Below are 17,667 nucleotides of genomic sequence, written 5' to 3'. Positions count from 1 at the left end.
CTGATCCTGCCGTCAGAGCCCAGCTTCACCGTGGCCAGGTTCGCGATCGTCTGCCCCCCGGTGAAGTTCACATTCGACGCCGTCGGTTGATCAACGCCCGACGGATACACCGTGAGGAATCCACCCGTCGACGCCCCGGCAACAGTCACGTTCACCACCACCGCAGTCACACCGGACACGGGAACACCAGCACGGCCCGTCACCTGCACATCAACAGATCCGAACCCCGCCACCGCTGCCCGAAGCGCCCCGTTCCCCGTCCGAGTATCCAAAATACGAGACGGCGACACACTCACGAAACCACCCGCCGCCTCCGGCGCGCCCGGGCTTTCGGTGACCACGCGGTTGGGGTACGCGGCGAAATTCTGCGTGAAGTAGGGCCGGCCCCGCGACGACAGAGCGTATCCGATCCCGAGATGAGTGGCGTCCGTGCGCAGGATGTTGGCTCGGTGACCAGAGGAATTCATCCATCCGTCAACGACCGACTCCACGGAATAGCCCGCCGCGACATTCTCCGAGGCGGCGGTCCACCCCGAGGGATAGAGCGTCTGGAAGCCGGTGCAGTGCGCCATCGTGTCATTGGCCGCCTGCGTCTGCGAGCAGTGTTGAGCCACACCGTCTAGATCGAAATCGCCGGACACCGGCGCAAGTCCCGCTGCTACGCGCGCCCGGTTGGTCGCGTCCAGAATGTAGCGGCGCGCGGAAACCTCGTCATAAGCACCGGCCCCGGAGGCTGACGTGGCCCGCGTCTGAGAGACGACGGCTGGATCAGCAGCACGCGCTTCGGGTGGAACACCCAAGGACAGGATGAGGAGCGTGGCCACACCCACAGCTGACAGCTTGCCAGGCCGCACGATAAACCTCATTAAACGACCCCGACGACCCCCAGCTGGGTCGATTTTATGTCCCTGTGCCCGGTCAGATCGAATCGGCGAGATCTTCGCGCTCACTGGCTGTGGTCGGCGTTGTACCGGTCGAGGACCTCGTTGATCGGTCCGTCCAGCACGAGCCGGTGCTTGTCGAGATACAGGCCGCGCGTGCAGAAGCGACGCAGGTCCCGCTCGTTGTGCGAGACGAAGAACAGTGTCCGTCCCTCTGCCAGCAGCTCATCGATCCGCTTGTAGCACTTCTCTTTGAAGGCCTTATCGCCCACGGCGAGCACCTCGTCGACGAGCAGAATCGGCTCCTCGAGCTGCGAGACGACCGCGAACGCCAGGCGCACCTTCATGCCGCTCGACAGGTGCTTGTACGGGGTGTCGACCGAGTCGTGCAGTTCTGCGAAGTCGATGATGCCGTCGAACCTGCGCGCGACCTCTGCCCGAGACATCCCGTGCAGACCCGCCGTCAGGCGGACGTTCTCGCGCACCGTCAGATCGCCGACGAATCCACCGGTGATCTCGATGAGCGGCGCGACACCGCCGTTGACCTGCACGCTGCCCTCGTCGCCGAGCAGCACCCGAGCGACCAGCTTCAGCAGCGTGGACTTGCCCTGACCGTTGCGTCCGACCACCCCGATGGACTCCCCGGGCTGAACATCGAACGAGACATTTCGCAACGCCCAGAATTCGTTCGGACGGACGCGACGGGATGCTCCGGCGAACAGGTCCTTGAAGCTGCGACGCCCGCGACGGTTGCGCCGGAATCGGATGCCGAGATCGCGGACCTCGATGGCTGGCCCGTTCATCAGAGCTCCTTCAGGACGGGTCGTTCGAGCCCCCGGAACACCAGGATTCCGAGGCCCAGGAAAGCGAGGCTCATGGCGGCACCGACGAGGACGGTGAGGGTGTCCCACACCTCGGGGAAGAAGCCGACACGGTACAACGTGAAAATGCCCGACAGGGGGTTGAACGCGGCCAGCTGCGGGAAGATGCCGGGCAGGTCACCCACGCTGTAGATGATCGGGGAGGCGTAGAACAGCACCCGGAGAATGAGCTTGGTCGTGCGTTCGAGATCCGTGTACAGCACGCATAGGGGCGCGACCAGCAGACCCAGACCAACGAGAAGCGAGGTCTGCAGGAGGATCGCGACGGGGAACAAGAGCAACCCCCACCCGACCGGCGCGCCGGCGATGAGAGCGAACCCGACCAGCACGGGGATGGACAGGAGAAACTCGACGCCCTTGCTCAGCACGATGCGATTGACCCAGATAGAACGCGGAATCGCCGTCGAGCGGACAAGTCGCGCATCCTTGCTGAAGGCACGCGTGAAGTCCGAAACGGCGGAGTTGAACCACACCCACGGCAGCAGCGCGGTGATCAGGAACACGATGTACGGATCGTGCCCGACGGTGCGCTGAAAGATCTGCGTGAAGACGAACCAGTAGATCGCGCTCATGACGAGTGGATCGAGGATCGACCACAGGTATCCCAGCGCGCTCGTGGCGTAGCGAACGCGAAGGTCGCGGGCCGAGAGCAGCCAGAGGGAGTGCAGGTAGCGCCGGGCGGAGCCGGGGCTACCGACGGCGGCGGTGGTCACGCATGCGAGTCTAGTTCGGTGCGTGCCGCCGCTCCGATGTGCCTGGATCCTGATCGTTACTCACATCGCGCGGGCGAACAGCGCCCGCGTGTTTAGACTCGCGCTATGCGCCGTGTCTTCCCCGCCGTTCTGGTTGCGATCTGCCTGGTGATCACGGGGTGCGGCTCCGATCCCGGCATCGCCGCGTCCACATCGGAGGGGACAGCCTCCGGCTCCCCTCGTCCCAGCCCAGCGACGACTCCTTCCCCGGGAGCTGCGACCACCGCGCCCGTCGAAGACGATCAGACCTCGCAGGATCCTCCGGATGCGCCGCTCCCGGAGCCCGCGCCGGTACCGTCCGAGACGAGGGGCCCGAACGACGTCGATCCCGCAGAATACACCTCGTCCGCGCTCGACGGCCAGAACGGAAACATCCCGCTCCCCGGTGTCTCCTTCCGAACCGCGGACGGCCTCACGATCTGCGGGATTCTGACGTGGGGTCACCTGTCATCACAGGCCGGTACGGTGTCGTGCACAATCGATTCCTACCGCGATGTCATTCCCCAGCCCGCAGACCGCGAGCCATTCGTCAAGTCCGTCATGGCAGATCCCGTGACCGGATCGTATTTCCTCTACCCGGACCGGTTCGCCCACCCCGCGCGGGATATCCCCGTCCTCGCGGACGGCAAGACGATACGGTTCGAGGGGACTGTGTGTTCTGTCAACGATGAGGGCGTGACGTGCACGATCTCGTCGACGGGGCGGGGATTCACCATCTCGCAGTCGGCCTACAATCTGTTCTGAGATGCCGGCCGGTCAGCACGCGCCGAGCACCCACCCGCCCACGGCGATGACACCGGGTGCCCGCCCCTCCCCCGACGAACGAGGAGCCTCATGTCTGCAACTCTGAGCGATGAGGACCTCGGCCACCTCCGCGAGAGCCTCCGCGTCGCTGAGCGGTCGCGCGCCGAGGGATCGCATCCGTTCGGATCCTTGGTCGTCGACGTCCGCGGCCGGATCGTCTCGTCGTACGGCAACAACTCGCTGCCGCCCCACGGGGACCCCACGCAACACGCCGAGATGCGCGCCGTCGCCGCTGCCGCGCGCCTTCTCGGCCCGGACGGGATGCGCGGCTCGACCCTGTTCACCAGTGCCGAACCGTGCGCAATGTGTGCGGGCGCCGCCTACTGGACGGGCATCGACCGCGTCGTCTATGCCCTCTCCGAGACGCGCCTGCTCTCACTTACCGGCGCGCACGAAGAGAACCCGACGCTCGCCCTCCCGTGCCGCGAGGTGTTCGCGCGCGGGCAGCGCACGGTCCAGGTCGTCGGGCCACTGCTCGAGGACGAGGCCGCCGAGGCGCACGCGGGCTTCTGGGTGTGAGGGCCGACCGACCCCGGAACGCGCCGCCCTCGTTGCCCGAGGCGCGGCGCGTTCCCTCAGTCCACCGTCGTGCCCTGCAGGACCATCACGAGGTCACCGTCGACGATCTCGTTGTTCTGGATCGTCAAGAACTCGTCCACGTCGGGGTTCACCTGCACGTAGGCGGGCTCACCCTCGGACTGGATCCCGCTCAGACGAAGCGTGTAGACCTCGTCTGCTTCCAGGATCAGGCCGCCCGCGGGGAATGACGCCAGGCCCACGCCGATCGCGTTGGCGGGCGTCTCGCCCTCGAAGACGGTCGCGCCCGAAGAGTCCGTGATGGTCGCGGTGATGACGGCCGAGTTGATCCAGGTGACACCACCGGCGTCGATACCCACCTGCACGGTGTCGACGCGCAAGGTGTCGTCGAACTCGATCTCTTCCTGGACGAACGAATCCGGGGCGAGGATGTCGACAGCGGTCGTTGTCGGCGCCGACGACACCGAGGAATAGGCCGTCGGTCGCGCGGGGATGAGGTACATGCCGAAGAGCAGCGCGCAGAACCCGGCCATGGCCGCGAGGCGAACCCACACGACGCTGCGCTTGATGGGCTCGGCGTTGGGCATCCCCTCGATGAACGAAGCCCGGGGATAGTTGATGATGAGGACGGCGAGCACGCACGCGATCATGAATCCGACGAGGAAGATGACGTTGTTGCCGCTGATGCCGACCGCGTTGAGGATCTCACCCGGGGTGTAGAACCTCTGCGGAGAGGCGGGCGGGATGAACTGGCCGAACACCAGGTCCTTGAAGATCCCCGAGTTGTACATCGAGTACCCGACCAGCATGTAGATCAGGAACAGCGTGGTGCCGATGGCGACTTCGAGCAGCGAGTTCAGCGTCAGGTACTTCGGGTTGGCGAAGATGATGAGCACCGAGAACGGCGCGACGAGCGCAATCCAGTACGGGTTCAGCGGAACGATGGCGCAGAAGACGAGGAACGCCGCGAGCGACAGGTAGATCGCGAACGCCTGCAGCTCCCGCGTGCTCGAGGCGCGCTTGGCATACGCGAAGATCGCGAGCCCGACGATGAACACGACGAACAGCGGCACCGGGATGCTCGATTGCCAGGTGAAGCCCGCGACCCGGAGCCGATCGAGCATGAGATCGGTGAATCCACCGGTCGACACCTCGAAGGCGAGGTCCCCGCGGTACAACAGTCGGCAGAGCAGGAGCCCGAGCACCCCGACGAGTATCTGGCCGAGCGCGCGCGGGATCCGCTTCTCTCGCAGCAGGACGAGGGGGATGAAGATGAAGAGCGCGAAGAGCTTGAACGTGATGGCGATGAGGAACCAGAACAGGAACGCCCGCGTTCTGCCCTTCATGTATGCCAGCAACCCGGCGAGCATGAACGTCACCGAGATGATGTCGTACTGCACGATGACGAAGACGGGGACGAAGAGCGCCATCGACGACAGGAAATAGAACGCGACCCACTTCGATCGTGCGACGGTCATGCCGAGCGTCTTCGCGATCGCCATCATCAGCCGCGCGGCGACCAGGGCGAACAGGACGAGCATCAGCTTCAACCAGAGCTGCGCGGGCGTCGAGTTCAAATAATCGAAATCACCGAATCGATAGAGCAGCCAGGTCGGGATGTTCCAGATCCCGAAGACCGCGTAGATCGGCACGTCATAGACGGCGGGATGGCCGAACGTCGAGTTCTCGATCGCGATCTGGTAGAAGTCCTGCGGACGACCGGCCGCCACCGCATCCAGGAAGTTGAAGGAGTGCTCGAACGTCGCCTTCACATCGCCGTAGAGGAAGGTCATGAACGCGAGCGCGCAGATCGCGCCCAAGAGCGCCCAGTCGGCGACGTTCGGCTGCTCGACGCCCTTGAACCAGCGTCCCACGGTGCTTCTCGCCGCCGCATCGCTCACCGACGTCCACGCACCTTCGACCCGGGCCCAGCCGCGGTCGACCAGCTGCCCGGCGCGAGTCCCCGTGCGCGGGGTCGATCGCAACGCGTTCTCTTCTTCGTTCATGTCCTGATACCGCCTGTTTCTGAGGGTCCTGACTCGTCCAGCGGCGGGACGACGGCACGCGCACCGCCCATTCGCTCGATGAGGAGTTTGCGGGATATGAAGTTGTAGACGAGCACGACGGCGGTCGCGATCAGCTTTCCGACGAGGGGTGAGGCGCCCAGTCCGTCCACCGAGATGAAGAGGATCAACTGATTCAGGCCGAGCGCGATGACGCTCAGCCCGATGAACATCGCGAACTCTCGCGCGATGTTCCGGCCCGGTTTCGCAACGAAGACGAACTTCAGGCTGAGCACGTAGTTGAGCACGAGCGACAACGAGAACGAGATGGTGCTCGCCAGGATGTACTGAACACCGACGTACGTGTACAGAACGAAGAAGAGCCCGTAGTCGAAAGCGAACGAGGCGAGACCGACGATCAGGAATCGTGTGAACTGCCAGGCGAGACGTCGCAGTCGCCGCTCACCGTCCGGGTTGCGCCGTACCCTTCGCGTCATGCTCGGTTCTCGGACGGATCATCCTCTTTCGCACGCACCGCGACACCCGGGGCGGGAACGTCGGGAGCCGCCGGTCGCAGCGGGGCGGACTGCACCGATTCAGCGGCGATGGGCGCCGCGTCGGGCTCGCCGAAGTTGACCCATTCACCGACGACGACCCGCGGCTTCGCGGTGACGCGCGTGTTGATGCTCAGGATGTACTCGCCGAGCACCCCGATGAAGAAGAGTTGGACGGCGCCGAGGAAGAAGATGCCGACGGTGGTCGACGCCTCACCGACGGGATAGGTGTCCCAGTCGATGAGCTTGTTGATCAGGACGAAGAGGGCCACGCCGAGGCAGATGATCGCGACGATCGCCGCGATGAAGGTCGCGAGTCGCATGAGGAGCTTCGTCGACGAGGTGATGCCCTGCATCGCGAAGTCGTAGTTCCGCAGGAAGTTGAAGTTCGACTTGCCCCGAGCGCTCTTCGCCTGGTCGTACTGGATGATCTCGACGTTCAACCCGTACTCGGCCACGACCGCCTTGAAGAACGGCTGGATGTCGTCGATGCCCTCGAGGACCCGGACGAATTCGCGGTCGTAGAGCCCGTACCCCGTGAATCGCGGGATCTGCGCGGTATCCGAGAACGAGCGGATGACCGCGTAGTACAGGTGACGGAGCCCGGTCATGACGAAGCCCTCGTCGCTGCTGCGGCGCTGCCCGATCACGACCTGGCGCCCCGCCTCCCACGCACGCACGAACGCCGGCAGGTTCTCGGGGGGATCCTGCATGTCCCCGAAGAGCATGAAGGTGGCGTCACCGCTGCCGTACGTCAGCGCCGAGAAGACGTTGCGGTGAAAACCGAAGTTCCGGGCGTTGAAAACGGCCTTGATGCGGGCGTCCTGCGACGCGAGACGACGGATCTCGGCCCGAGTGCCGTCCGTGGAGAAGTCGTCGACGAAGATGATCTCGTAGTCGTATTGCGGCAGCTCGTTCCGGAACACGGCGCTGAGACGGTCGACCATCTCCTGCACGCTGCGTTCTTCATTGAAGCTGGGAATGACGACGCTGATGGTCCGTCTTGACAAGCGAATGCTCCTCGAAATTGCTGGCGGGCCCTGGCGCCCGGTGAAGTTTACCGCACGGCCTCCGGCGACCCCGGAATGGCGGTCCTGGCCCCGATGGCCCCGACGAACTCAGGCGAGCTGGTTGTTCCACATGGCGAGCGCGGACCCGATGGCCATGTGCATGTCGAGGTACTGGTATGTCCCGAGGCGGCCGCCGAAGTGGACGTCCTTCTCTCCCCGGGCGTGGTCCCGATATGCCAGCAGACCCGCCCGGTCGTCGGGGGTGTTGACCGGGTAGTACGGCTCGTCCCCCCTGGCCGCGAACCGCGAGTACTCCCGGACGATGACAGACCGGTCCCGCGGGTACCGGTCGGCGCGCTCAGGGTGGAAGTGCCGGAACTCGTGGATGCGTGTGTACGGCACGTCCGCATCCGCGTAGTTCATGACGGAGGTGCCCTGGAAGTCCGCGACGGGAACCACCTCGCGCTCGAAGTCGAGCGTGCGCCACGAGAGCTCACCCTCCGCGTGATCGAAGTAGCGGTCGACCGGGCCGGTGTAGACGATCGGAACCTGGCCGACCGTCGCCCCCTTGTTGAGGGCCTGGGTGTCGTCGAAGAAGTCCGTCTCGAGCCGCACCTCGATGTTCGGGTGATCCGCCATGCGTTCGAGCCATGCCGTGTAGCCGTCCGTCGGCAGCCCCTCCCACGTGTCGTTGAAATAACGACTGTCGTAGGTGTAGCGCACGGGCAACCGGCTGATGACCTCGGCGGGCAGTTCGCGCGGGTCGGTCTGCCATTGCTTCGCGGTGTAGTCCCGGATGAAGGCCTCGTACAAGGGGCGGCCGATGAGTCCGATCGCCTTCTCTTCCAGGTTCGCCGCATCCTGCGCTGCGTACTCCCCCGCCTGCCGCTGGATCAGGGCGCGGGCCTCGGACGGCGAGAACGCGGCACCGAAGAACTGGTTGATCGTGCCGAGGTTGATGGGCATCGGGAAGACGACACCGCGATGGGTCGTGTGCACGCGGTGGACGTAGTCGGTGAACGTCGTGAAGCGATTCACGTACTCCCAGACCGCGGGGTTGGAAGTGTGGAAGAGGTGGGCGCCGTACCGGTGCACCTCGATTCCCGTGTCGGGGTCGTCCTCGCTGTACGCGTTCCCCCCGATGTGGCTCCGTCGGTCGATCATGACGACCTTCCGCCCGGCGGCAGCGGCGCGCTCCGCGATCGTGAGGCCGAAGAACCCCGATCCGACGATGAGAAGGTCCATCAGCGTCCTCCGCCTGTGTGCATCAGTGAATCGTAGCCGCGACCTCGTGCGCGGTCGGGCCCCGACCTGCCGGACTCCGTCACCGGCGCCGGTGGATCGTGCGGTTGTAGAGCTGGACCTCGAGCCACCGGGCGGCGTTGAGGATCTCACACCGGGCGCGCTGCCAGGGGGTGAGCGATGCCAGTCGGGCTGCCACGAACGCGCGGTCCTCTGTGTAGAGCGCGAGATCGGCCGAGGACAGGATGCTGCGTTTCTCGAACCGCAGCGCCGTGAGACCGAAGAAGGCGCGCGCGGGGAGGATCCCCGCGGCGAGCGCGATGTCGAAGCTTCGACCGTGTGCCCGCACGATGTCGTGGTAGTACCGCGTGGATCGCAGATCGTGCGAGACGCTGTCGGGACGTTGCAGCCAGTAGTAGAGCTTGTCCTGGCACGAGGCGACGACGTTCATCCGCTGATAGAGGTCCATCGCCACTGCGACGTCCTGCGCGTAGTGTCCCTCTGGGAAGCGGATGCCGTCGAATAGCCGTCGGCGGTAGAGCTTTCCCCAGTTGGCCTCGCTGAAGTAGGTGAGCTCGCTGCGGGTGATTCGACGCGTCAGAGCGCTGAAGACGGTCTGATAGCGACGTCCGGGGTCGCCGAACGCGATGTAGTGGCCGAGGGGCGCGCTCGCGTTCTGCTGACGCAGAGCGGCGGCGGAGCTCGCCCCCACGTTGTGCCACCGGCAGCAGCTCATGTCGGCACCGGTCGCCTGCAGGATCTCGACGAGGCGACCGATCATACGGGCATCCATGAGATCGTCGTTGTCGCAGAACGTGATCAGATCGCCGGTTGCCGCATCCAGCCCGGAGTTCTGCGCGGCTGCGATGCCGCCGTTCTCGCGGTGGACGACGACGACCCGTTCGTCTTCCGCCGCGAACCGGTCGCAGATTCGTTCGGAACCGTCGGTCGACCCGTCGTCCACGAGGACTACCTGGATGTCGCGGTAGTCCTGATCGAGGAGCGACGAGACGCATGCTTCGAGGTAGCGGGCCGAGTTGAACACGGGGACGATGATCGACACCGTCGGGGCGATGTCCCGGTGACGGGCGACGTCCACTGCCGCGTCCGGCTCTCTCACGCGGCGGTGATCGTCGCCGCGACCGTGCCCAGGTTGCGATCGTTACCCGCGACCGTGAAGCGTGCGCCCTGCATGAGTACGTGCGTGTCGATATCGATGATCTCCGACACGTTGGCGTTGACGAAGTACTGTCCGGCGCCGAAGTTGGCGCTGTCGATCGCGAACTCCATCGACGAGTCTCCGGCGGGGATCGCGGGCAGATCGATTCCCAACCGCTCGGTGTTCGAGGCGAGCACCATCTGACCCATCGGGGTGTCGATGCTGAATCCCGTCGCCCACGTCGACATGGGCTGCTTGGCACGCACGTGCACGCGGATGGTCATGCGCTCTCCCACGGGAATGGTCTTGCGCTTCTTGCCCTCCGCGTCCAGCACGTCGATGCGGGTCACCTCGATCGGTTTCTCCGGCTCGGGAGGCGGTTTCTCGCCGACACGGCGCCCCTCGAGCACATCGCGCAGGGCCGAGACGGCGTCGTTGACGCCACCGTCGAAGACCATCTCCCCGTCCTTCAGGACGACACCGCGATCGCACAGCTCCTGGACCTGCGCGGCCGAGTGCGACACGAGGACGATCGTGCGCCCTTCCTTGCGGAACCGAGCGATCCGCGCCATGCACTTGCGCTGGAAGGCCTCGTCTCCGACGGCGAGCACCTCGTCCACGAGCAGGACGTCCGGATCGGTGTGAACGGCCACAGCGAAAGCGAGTCGGACGAACATCCCGGACGAGTAGAACTTCACCTGGGTGTCGATGAAGTCCCCGATACCGCTGAACTCGAGGATGTCGTCGAACTTCTCGGTCGTCTCGGCGCGGGACATCCCCATGATCGAGGCATTCAGATAGACGTTCTCGCGACCGCTCAGATCGGGATGGAACCCCGCTCCGAGTTCGAGGAGCGCCGCCATCCTGCCGCGCGTGAGCACGCGCCCCGTCGTCGGAGAAACGATTCCCCCGATCAACTTCAGGAGGGTGCTCTTGCCCGACCCGTTCGGACCGAGGAGACCGACCGTGGTCCCCGCCTGGATCTCGAGGGTCACGCCGCTGACGGCCGTGTACTCCTGCTTGTGCACGCGTCCACGACGTCCCGCATGCACGACGCGCTCCTTGAGCGTGTTGTCCTTGCGGACGATGAACTGCTTCGTGACGTCTTCGACGCGCACGACAACGGGACCGGGACTCGGTGAGACGACCATTACATCTCCTGCGCGAAGTTGCCCTGGAGCCGGGTGAAGACTCGGTGCGAGATGAACAGGAAGACCACCCCGATGACGCCGGCGATCAGCATCCGGAGCAGGAGGTTGTCGGGGTAGTCGCCGGGGGTTCCCTCACCCCAGAACGCCTGCCGGAACCCGAGCACGCCCAGTGTGATCGGGTTGTTCGTGTACACCTCGAGTGCCCACGCCGGCAGGCCGAGCGTGCGGAACGCATCGCTCACCATCGTCCACGCGTAGACGATCGGGGATCCCCACATCGCGAGCATCATGACCACATCGGTGACGTACTGCACGTCACGCAGGTAAACGTTGAGCGCGGACAGCAGAATGCCCAGCGCCAGGCCGTACACCAGGATCAGCAATACGGATGGGATGAACCACAGCATCTCGACGGGCGCGGGCAGCGCCTGGAAGATGATCGCTCCACTGAGCAGGACCAGAACCTGGACGAGGAACATGAACCCGGCCGCGCCGACGCTGGCGAGCGGGAAGATCTCTCGAGGAAGGTAGATCTTCTTGACCAGGCCCGCATTGTTGAGGATCGACGAGGTCGACCCCTGGACCATCTCGGCGAAGAACGCATAGATCGTGAGGCCGGAGAAGAGGAAGATCGCGAACTGCGGGATACCCTCCGCGGCTCTCAGGAACTGGCCGAGGACGAGGTAGTACATCAAGAACTGCACGATCGGACGGATCAGCGTCCAGAGGAAGCCCAGCACGCTGTCGCGATAGCGCGCCTGCAGATCGCGGCGAACGAGCAATCCCAGCAGATCGCGACGCTCGTAGATCTCACGGATCTTCCCGCCGCGTACCGGGAGCTCGAGCCCTTTCGCATCCGTCGTCGTGAACGGGGTCACGGCAAGACGGGCGAACCGATCAGTCGTGTCCAAGTGCTCCACCTACGTCAATCAACTGCATCACTATACCGGCCGGGCGCCTGGCAAATCGGTGCACGCACCACCGACGCTATCCTCGAACTGTAGCCGCCATGGCTTCGCGCGAAAGGATGCATCGTCATGTCCAGAGTCGTCGTCACCGGAGCAGCGGGCTACCTCGGCCCGCATGTCGTCACCGCCATGCTGGACCGAGGACACGAGGTCGTTGCGGCGGTCCGCTCGGCGAAGGGCGTCGATCTCGACCCCCGCGCCGAGGTCGTCGAGGCCGACATCCTGGCACCCGACTTCGATCCCGCCGTGTGGGGCCCGACCCCGCACGCTGTGATCCATCTCGCCTGGAAGGACGGCTTCCGCCACAATTCTGCCGCGCACATGTCCCAGCTCTCGGCGCATTTCACGCTGCTGACGGGTCTCGCGGAGCGCGGTGTCGCGCGCATCGTCGCACTCGGCACGATGCACGAGGTCGGCTACTGGGAGGGCGCGATCGTCGCGGACACTCCGACGAACCCCCTGTCGCAGTACGGCATCGCGAAGGACGCCCTGCGTCGTTCCCTCGCCCTGGCACTCCCCGAGACGACGTCGCTCGCCTGGGCACGGGCGTACTACATCTTCGGCGACGATCGCCGCGCCGATTCGATCTTCCGGAAGCTCCTGGATGCGGCCGACTCGGGCAAGACCGAGTTCCCCTTCACCATGGGCAAGAACCTCTACGACTTCATCCGCGTCGAGGAACTGGGGCGTCAGATCGCCGCCCTGACCGACGCGGAAGACGTCACGGGAACCCTCAACTGCTCGTCGGGACGGCCCGTATCTCTCGCTGAGCAGATCGAGGCCTACATCACGGAGAACGACCTGGCCATCACGCTGCAGTACGGCGCGTTCCCGGATCGCGCCTACGACTCCCCTGGTGTGTGGGGGGACGCCGGTGCGATCACCGAGATCGTCGCCCGTGACAGGTCGACGGCGACCGCTCAGGGCTGAGCCGACCGACGGGTCAGTAGCCCGTTCCGATTCCCGGGGCGGGTGCATTGACGAGATGCCGCTCTGCGAGCTGCACGATGACGACGTCCGGCTGGTACTGGTCGACGAGAGCTCGGTAGTTGGGCGGGTTCGACCAGTCGTCGTAGCGATGCTGGACCTGCCACGTCTTCGCGAACGCCTGGCCCCAGTACGGGGTCAGTGCGTTCCCCATGGAATCGCGCAGGATCAGGGCTTCCCGAGATGTCTGTGCGCCTTCGGTCGTCGTGGACGCCGGCAGCTTCGACAGATCGACCTGTGTCTCGCCGTCGGTCGTGGCTGACGTGCCGTCGGCCGCGGCGACCTCCACCTCGGCGAGAGGTTCCGAGAAGACCGGAGCGGTCCACGCCGGGTCGGCGTCGGGCACACCGTAGGCGGCGTACTCGTTGAAGATGCGCGTGCTCTCGACGCCGTCCACGGCCGGCACCCAGAGCGGGTCCTCGTCCGGGTACATCGCGTCGCGGCACGCCGCATATGTCTGCCAGGCGACGTAGCCGCCCCAGTCCGTCCAGTGACTGTTCACCGGCGTATAGACGGCGTCCGATTCCGCCGCGTCCCGGAGGTCCTGGCGGAAATCGACGATGGGCAGATCCGGCGACGCCGCCAAGAACTGGTCGAGCGGCGTCGATCCGACGATGCCGTCGGTCCATTCGGGAAGCTGCTCGGGGTAGACGCTCGTTGCCGAGGGGCTGATCTGAATCGAGAGCTCGATGTCCCGCTCTGCGAGCGCAGACTCGAGCGTCTCGAAGTAGTCGCGCCACGCGGTTACCTCGGCGACGGTGAGGAAGCGGCGACCCACCGCCTGCGAGAAGTTCTCTTCGACCTGATCGTTGTAGAAGGCCCACCCGTCACGGCCGAGCACCACCGGGTCTGCCAGCAGATCGGCGTTCGACGCCCAGGTGTCCGTGGCGGCCGGGTCGCCGTCGATCCATGGTTGCGTTGCTGGCTGGTCCACCTCGGGGCGGCAGACCGCGGCACCGGCGGCGTCTGCTCCGGTGGTCGGTGCGACCGCTGCGGGGACAGAGCCCTCCGCGTCTATCCGGTACTGCGTGACCCAGCCGACGACCGCGGCGATGAGCGAGAGGATGATGAGGATGACCAGCGGGATATCGCGGTACCGGCGCCACCATCGCGGACTCGGAATACCGACTCCATGAACGATGTCCGCGCCACCGGTGCCACTCATGCCCCGACCCCGCGGGACGAAGCCGAGGTCATGGCCGCGGATCCCACCGGCGCGACCTCAGCCACCGGGCGGGTGAGGGCATCCGGCGCCGGCGGAAGGGCGGGACGCGCCGCCTTCGCCGCCGCGTGGTTCGGATCGAGCCAGTCCATCGCGACACCCCGCGGCTTCGCCGTGCGGTGCAGGAGCGCCGTCAGCCATTTCGGCGTCCAGTCCTTCAGCTGCAGCGCGGGGCGTTCGATGAGGTGCCAACTGAGATAGGCGTATGCGTGGCATCCGGCCACGATCACCAGGTGATAGACGAGCCATCCCGCGTCCTGCAATCCGAAATAGGCGCTGAATTGCATGAGCGGCCACGCGATGATGTAGATCCCGTACGAGAAGTCGCCGTGCTTGTCCCAGTTCTTGAGTTTGGTCGCCTTGATCGCGAACCAGATGAGCACGTAGCAGAACGCGTACTGTCCCGCGACGAGCCACCCGCCCCGAGCGTAGGTGTAGCCGGCGATGACGATGCAGGCGAGCGCGAGCCGATTGTCGATCGGGATCTTCTCGCCGAAGAGGGCGAACAGGATGCCGAATGCGAACGGCGCGTAGAGCAGAAGAACCCGGAAGTCGCCGAACGCGGGCGTGAGCGCGGACAGGTTGCCGATGCCGAACCACTGCATCATCGCCAGCAGGATGATCCCGGTCGCGATGATGCCACCGAGGAGCCGGTTCGTCAGCGCCCCGACGACACCGAGGATCGCGACCATGATGTAGCAGCCGAACTCGAAGGCCAGGGTCCACGCCGACCCGTTCCACTCGAAGCCGCCGTGGATCGTATAGAAGGGGATCGTCGTGCCCATGTCGGCGATGGTGTGCTGGTTCAGCGGCAGCCACATGTTGTTCGAGAAGTATGTGAGCGGCGAGTTCTCGGTCGCATCCCAGAACCCCGCGATCGACCCCGACTCGCGGATGTACGCGATGGGCGCGAGCGTGAAAGCGGTCACGATCAGCACGAGGAACCATGCCGGGAAGATGCGCATGATGCGTCGCCAGAAGTAGCGCGGGGTCGACGCGCGTCCCATCTTGCTCTTCGTGATCAGGAATCCGGAGAGGAAGAAGAACCCCGCCACGGCGACCCCGCCCAGCGACTGCTCGTCGCTCCACTGGGTCCCGAGATCGTGTCCACCGTAAAAGCCGGCGAGCGGGCCCGCGTGCGAGAAGATGACCATGAAGGCCATCAGCCACCGCAGGAATCCGATGCTGTTATTCCGAGGGTCGAAGCTCGCCTTCAGTGAGGTCACCTTCCACCTCCTCGCGATACTTCTTCAACTCGCTTCGGTGGCGCAGACGCCAGAGCCACGCGTGCGTCATGCGGGCGGGCCGGTCGAGCGGACGCAGCGCGGTGGCGATCCGGGGATGGTTGAGCTTCAGGTAGACCCGCGTGAGCGCGACGATTCCGCCGTGCCCGAGCCAGCCCGCCCGGTGCAGGAACTGGATCTGGTCGATCGGGTAGCCGGGCATCGTGGCGCCCATCTGGTCGAGCTTGAAATCGAGCGCGGTGTGGCTGATCGACGTGTGCTCGGTGGTCGAGATCGTCCGCGAGTGGTATCCGAGTTCGGCCGCTGCATACGCGATGATGCGTTCCTGAACGTGGGCGAGGCTGCCGTCGGTGTGCTTGTTGGGCGCCGCGTACTCCTCGTACTTCCACTCCCGATCCACCAGGATCTTGAGAGCCTCGGGACGCGCGAACCACATGCAGCCGTAGGGCGCGAGGGGCGAGATGTCGTCGAACGGCACCTTGATGCCGAGCTCTTTGCAGAGAACCGCGGCCGGAGCCTTGTTGGCGTACCACCCTCGACCCATCGTCGGGTAGCCGATGTGGATCATGGGCGGGAACGCGAGGCCGAGACCCTCTTCCTTCTGGAAGAGGGCGACCGCGTTCGCCGCGTAGCCCGGTGAGTTCAGGACGTTGTCGAGCTGCTGGTACTTGAAGTAGCGGCCGTGGTTGAAGGAGTCCTGCACGGTCTTCTTCGAGTGGATCTTCACCACCAGGTCGTAGCGGCCGGGCTCGAGCACATCCCGGCAGGCGATGAAGAACGCGCTGAGGTCGCGCCCGCGGTTGGACGGCAGGATGCGGATCTCGGAGTGCGCGACCTTGTCGTCCGCGCGACGGTCGAGGATGGCCTGGATGGCCTCCGACTTGGCGGCGTTCGTCGTCGTGATGTACAGATCGAAGTTCTCGGGGAGCATCACGAGCCGATCCATCAGCTCGTCGGTCATCTCTTCGTAGAAGATGTGGACGACCGCAGCCAGCCGGAGCGGCTTCGCCGGGTCGTACGACACGTCGACGTCCGGCAGCACCTCCATCATCGAAGCGTCCGTGTACAGCGCCTTCGGCGGCGAGTTCTTCACGAGATTCTGGAACATCATCGCGACCGGGTAGCCGTAGCGGGCGACCTTCTCGATCGTCCACCGGCCGATGACGGCGTGCTGATCGAGGTACGGCGGGTAGTGGAAGAAGGCCCGGCGTTTGAGGACGGGACATCCGTCATCGACCAGCAGATCCGCGTTGAAGAGGGCAGGATGCCGCGACGGGTAGTCCTCCCACGAATATGCGACGCCGTCCACGAAGCCGAGTACCTCGAAGTGATGCGTGAACCGGGACTCGTGGTTCAGGATCGACTCGACGTAGGTCGTGATCATCGGCATCGTGTCCCAATATTCCTGCCATTCGGGACTCGTGAACATCGCTCGTCGCACGGCGATCCAGTGCGACTGGATGTGGCGATGCATCTCACCCGTGCGGGTATAGGGGTTGGGCTTCTCTCCGGGATAGTCGGTCATCCCCCAGAAGTGCACGCGCTCGGCGTCCATGCGCTCGAAGACCGGCGCGAACGACCTGATCGGTCCGAACCACGTGTAGTTCATGAGGATCAGCTCGTCGTACTGGGCAAGCCGCTCCGCGCCGAAGTGCTCCATGGCGGTCTTGTAGCCCCAGACGTCGAACCCGACGTTCTCGCGAACCCAGATCGTGTCCGCGACGCCCTCCAGCCGCGCGCGGCCGGCCTCGGTCAGATCGCCGTTGACGACGACGAAGATGTGCTCGGCGAACGGCCGCAGCTCGGAGAGCTTGTAGACGATGTAGTCGTCGACGTCACCGCGGCTGTCGTGGAGGAGGTAGAAGACGACCCGTCGTCCATCCGCCGGAAAAGGGACGGGCTCCACGGCATCCGCGCGTTGCTCGATATGCAAAAGCTCACTCCTCGATGCGGCAACTCGATCGTCGCGCACAAGCTGATGACAGCGGCGGACGTATCGCCGACCAGAGAGATTCTACCTGGCTACCTGTGCTGACCCTGCGCGAGGATCTCGAGCAGGTAGCGGCCGTAACCGCTCTTCACCAACGGCTCCGCGCGGACGCGGAGTTCGTCGTCGGAGAGGAATCCGAGTCGCCACGCGACCTCTTCGGGACTTCCGATGGAGAGTCCCTGGCGCTTCTGGACCGTGCGGATGAACTCCGTGGCCTCGCTGAGGGAGTCGAACGTTCCCGTGTCGAGCCCGGCCGTGCCGCGCGGCAGCACCGCGACCTGG

General features: G+C 65.2%; 16 protein-coding genes and 1 pseudogene. 3 read left to right on the top strand and 14 right to left on the bottom strand.

Annotated elements, in window-relative coordinates; translation table 11 throughout:
• The 3 genes from ACIQ0W_RS15575 to ACIQ0W_RS15565 form a co-directional block, all read right to left on the bottom strand.
• Nucleotides 1-824 (bottom strand): CAP domain-containing protein (locus ACIQ0W_RS15575; RefSeq protein ID WP_396643581.1); only part of this gene is annotated, 824 nt, incomplete at its 3' end.
• Nucleotides 825-946: 122 nt separating this feature from the next.
• Nucleotides 947-1,684 (bottom strand): ABC transporter ATP-binding protein, encoded by a 738-nt coding sequence (locus ACIQ0W_RS15570; RefSeq protein WP_396643580.1) that lies wholly within the window; start codon nucleotides 1,682-1,684, stop codon nucleotides 947-949.
• Entirely contained in the window at nucleotides 1,684-2,475 is a 792-nt protein-coding gene (locus tag ACIQ0W_RS15565; RefSeq protein ID WP_396643579.1) for an ABC transporter permease, read from the bottom strand. The genes ACIQ0W_RS15570 and ACIQ0W_RS15565 overlap by 1 nt, the downstream gene beginning before the upstream one ends.
• A gap of 105 nt (nucleotides 2,476-2,580) precedes the next feature.
• Between ACIQ0W_RS15565 and ACIQ0W_RS15560 the strand changes: the two genes are divergently transcribed.
• Together ACIQ0W_RS15560 and ACIQ0W_RS15555 are read left to right on the top strand one after the other, a co-directional pair.
• The gene (locus ACIQ0W_RS15560; protein WP_396643578.1) at nucleotides 2,581-3,258 is read left to right on the top strand and encodes a hypothetical protein; all 678 of its coding nucleotides are present in this window, start codon (nucleotides 2,581-2,583) and stop codon (nucleotides 3,256-3,258) included.
• 90 nt (nucleotides 3,259-3,348) lie between these two features.
• Nucleotides 3,349-3,837 (top strand): nucleoside deaminase, encoded by a 489-nt coding sequence (locus ACIQ0W_RS15555; protein WP_396643577.1) that lies wholly within the window; start codon nucleotides 3,349-3,351, stop codon nucleotides 3,835-3,837.
• A gap of 56 nt (nucleotides 3,838-3,893) precedes the next feature.
• Here ACIQ0W_RS15555 and ACIQ0W_RS15550 read toward each other — a convergent pair whose 3' ends face one another.
• From ACIQ0W_RS15550 to ACIQ0W_RS15520, 7 genes are all read right to left on the bottom strand, one after another.
• The gene (locus tag ACIQ0W_RS15550; protein WP_396643576.1) at nucleotides 3,894-5,861 is read right to left on the bottom strand and encodes a hypothetical protein; all 1,968 of its coding nucleotides are present in this window, start codon (nucleotides 5,859-5,861) and stop codon (nucleotides 3,894-3,896) included.
• Nucleotides 5,858-6,355 (bottom strand): GtrA family protein, encoded by a 498-nt coding sequence (locus ACIQ0W_RS15545; RefSeq protein WP_396643575.1) that lies wholly within the window; start codon nucleotides 6,353-6,355, stop codon nucleotides 5,858-5,860. Before ACIQ0W_RS15545 ends, ACIQ0W_RS15550 begins: the two co-directional genes overlap by 4 nt.
• Nucleotides 6,352-7,422 carry a glycosyltransferase family 2 protein gene (locus ACIQ0W_RS15540; RefSeq protein WP_396643574.1) on the bottom strand — a complete coding sequence of 357 codons (1,071 nt, stop codon included), beginning with the start codon at nucleotides 7,420-7,422 and terminating at the stop codon, nucleotides 6,352-6,354. The genes ACIQ0W_RS15545 and ACIQ0W_RS15540 overlap by 4 nt, the downstream gene beginning before the upstream one ends.
• A 108-nt stretch (nucleotides 7,423-7,530) precedes the next feature.
• Nucleotides 7,531-8,667 (bottom strand): UDP-galactopyranose mutase, encoded by a 1,137-nt coding sequence (gene glf / locus ACIQ0W_RS15535; RefSeq protein WP_396643573.1) that lies wholly within the window; start codon nucleotides 8,665-8,667, stop codon nucleotides 7,531-7,533.
• A 79-nt stretch (nucleotides 8,668-8,746) separates the two neighbouring features.
• Entirely contained in the window at nucleotides 8,747-9,784 is a 1,038-nt protein-coding gene (locus ACIQ0W_RS15530) for a glycosyltransferase family 2 protein (protein ID WP_396643571.1), read from the bottom strand.
• On the bottom strand, nucleotides 9,781-10,974 hold the full coding sequence (locus ACIQ0W_RS15525; RefSeq protein WP_396643570.1) for an ABC transporter ATP-binding protein: 1,194 nt from the start codon (nucleotides 10,972-10,974) through the stop codon (nucleotides 9,781-9,783). Before ACIQ0W_RS15525 ends, ACIQ0W_RS15530 begins: the two co-directional genes overlap by 4 nt.
• Nucleotides 10,974-11,894, bottom strand: coding sequence for an ABC transporter permease (locus ACIQ0W_RS15520; RefSeq protein ID WP_396643569.1), 921 nt, complete (start codon nucleotides 11,892-11,894; stop codon nucleotides 10,974-10,976). The genes ACIQ0W_RS15525 and ACIQ0W_RS15520 overlap by 1 nt, the downstream gene beginning before the upstream one ends.
• Before the next feature lie 117 nt (nucleotides 11,895-12,011).
• On the opposite strand from ACIQ0W_RS15520, the gene ACIQ0W_RS15515 reads away from it, so the two are divergent.
• Nucleotides 12,012-12,872: an NAD-dependent epimerase/dehydratase family protein gene (locus ACIQ0W_RS15515; RefSeq protein WP_396643568.1), complete on the top strand. Its 861-nt coding sequence runs from the start codon at nucleotides 12,012-12,014 to the stop codon at nucleotides 12,870-12,872.
• A 13-nt stretch (nucleotides 12,873-12,885) separates the two neighbouring features.
• On the opposite strand, the gene ACIQ0W_RS15510 is transcribed toward ACIQ0W_RS15515, so the two are convergent.
• The 4 genes and pseudogenes from ACIQ0W_RS15510 to ACIQ0W_RS15495 form a co-directional block, all read right to left on the bottom strand.
• A complete protein-coding gene (locus ACIQ0W_RS15510) occupies nucleotides 12,886-14,094 on the bottom strand; it encodes a hypothetical protein (RefSeq protein WP_396643567.1) in 1,209 nt (402 codons plus the stop codon).
• Entirely contained in the window at nucleotides 14,091-15,377 is a 1,287-nt protein-coding gene (locus ACIQ0W_RS15505) for an acyltransferase family protein (RefSeq protein WP_396643566.1), read from the bottom strand. Before ACIQ0W_RS15505 ends, ACIQ0W_RS15510 begins: the two co-directional genes overlap by 4 nt.
• Nucleotides 15,340-17,328 carry a rhamnan synthesis F family protein gene (locus tag ACIQ0W_RS15500; RefSeq protein WP_396643559.1) on the bottom strand — a complete coding sequence of 663 codons (1,989 nt, stop codon included), beginning with the start codon at nucleotides 17,326-17,328 and terminating at the stop codon, nucleotides 15,340-15,342. The genes ACIQ0W_RS15505 and ACIQ0W_RS15500 overlap by 38 nt, the downstream gene beginning before the upstream one ends.
• 89 nt (nucleotides 17,329-17,417) lie before the next feature.
• Nucleotides 17,418-17,667, bottom strand: a pseudogene (locus ACIQ0W_RS15495) (glucose-1-phosphate thymidylyltransferase); the annotation flags it as partial.

It is taken from the genome of Microbacterium sp., from assembly GCF_044340635.1.
Lineage (GTDB): Bacteria > Actinomycetota > Actinomycetes > Actinomycetales > Microbacteriaceae > Microbacterium.
The sequence above is the reverse complement of the archived record's forward strand: the minus strand, read 5'-3'. Positions and strand labels throughout refer to the sequence as shown.

Excerpts from the sequence above, each read along its gene's own strand:
- ACIQ0W_RS15570 (WP_396643580.1), bottom strand. The coding sequence starts at position 1,684 with ATGAACGGGCCAGCCATCGAGGTCCGCGATCTCGGCATCCGATTCCGG.
- glf (WP_396643573.1), bottom strand. The coding sequence starts at position 8,667 with ATGGACCTTCTCATCGTCGGATCGGGGTTCTTCGGCCTCACGATCGCG.
- ACIQ0W_RS15515 (WP_396643568.1), top strand. The coding sequence starts at position 12,012 with ATGTCCAGAGTCGTCGTCACCGGAGCAGCGGGCTACCTCGGCCCGCAT.
- ACIQ0W_RS15560 (WP_396643578.1), top strand. The coding sequence starts at position 2,581 with ATGCGCCGTGTCTTCCCCGCCGTTCTGGTTGCGATCTGCCTGGTGATC.
- ACIQ0W_RS15550 (WP_396643576.1), bottom strand. The coding sequence starts at position 5,861 with ATGAACGAAGAAGAGAACGCGTTGCGATCGACCCCGCGCACGGGGACT.
- ACIQ0W_RS15525 (WP_396643570.1), bottom strand. The coding sequence starts at position 10,974 with ATGGTCGTCTCACCGAGTCCCGGTCCCGTTGTCGTGCGCGTCGAAGAC.
- ACIQ0W_RS15545 (WP_396643575.1), bottom strand. The coding sequence starts at position 6,355 with ATGACGCGAAGGGTACGGCGCAACCCGGACGGTGAGCGGCGACTGCGA.
- ACIQ0W_RS15510 (WP_396643567.1), bottom strand. The coding sequence starts at position 14,094 with ATGAGTGGCACCGGTGGCGCGGACATCGTTCATGGAGTCGGTATTCCG.
- ACIQ0W_RS15555 (WP_396643577.1), top strand. The coding sequence starts at position 3,349 with ATGTCTGCAACTCTGAGCGATGAGGACCTCGGCCACCTCCGCGAGAGC.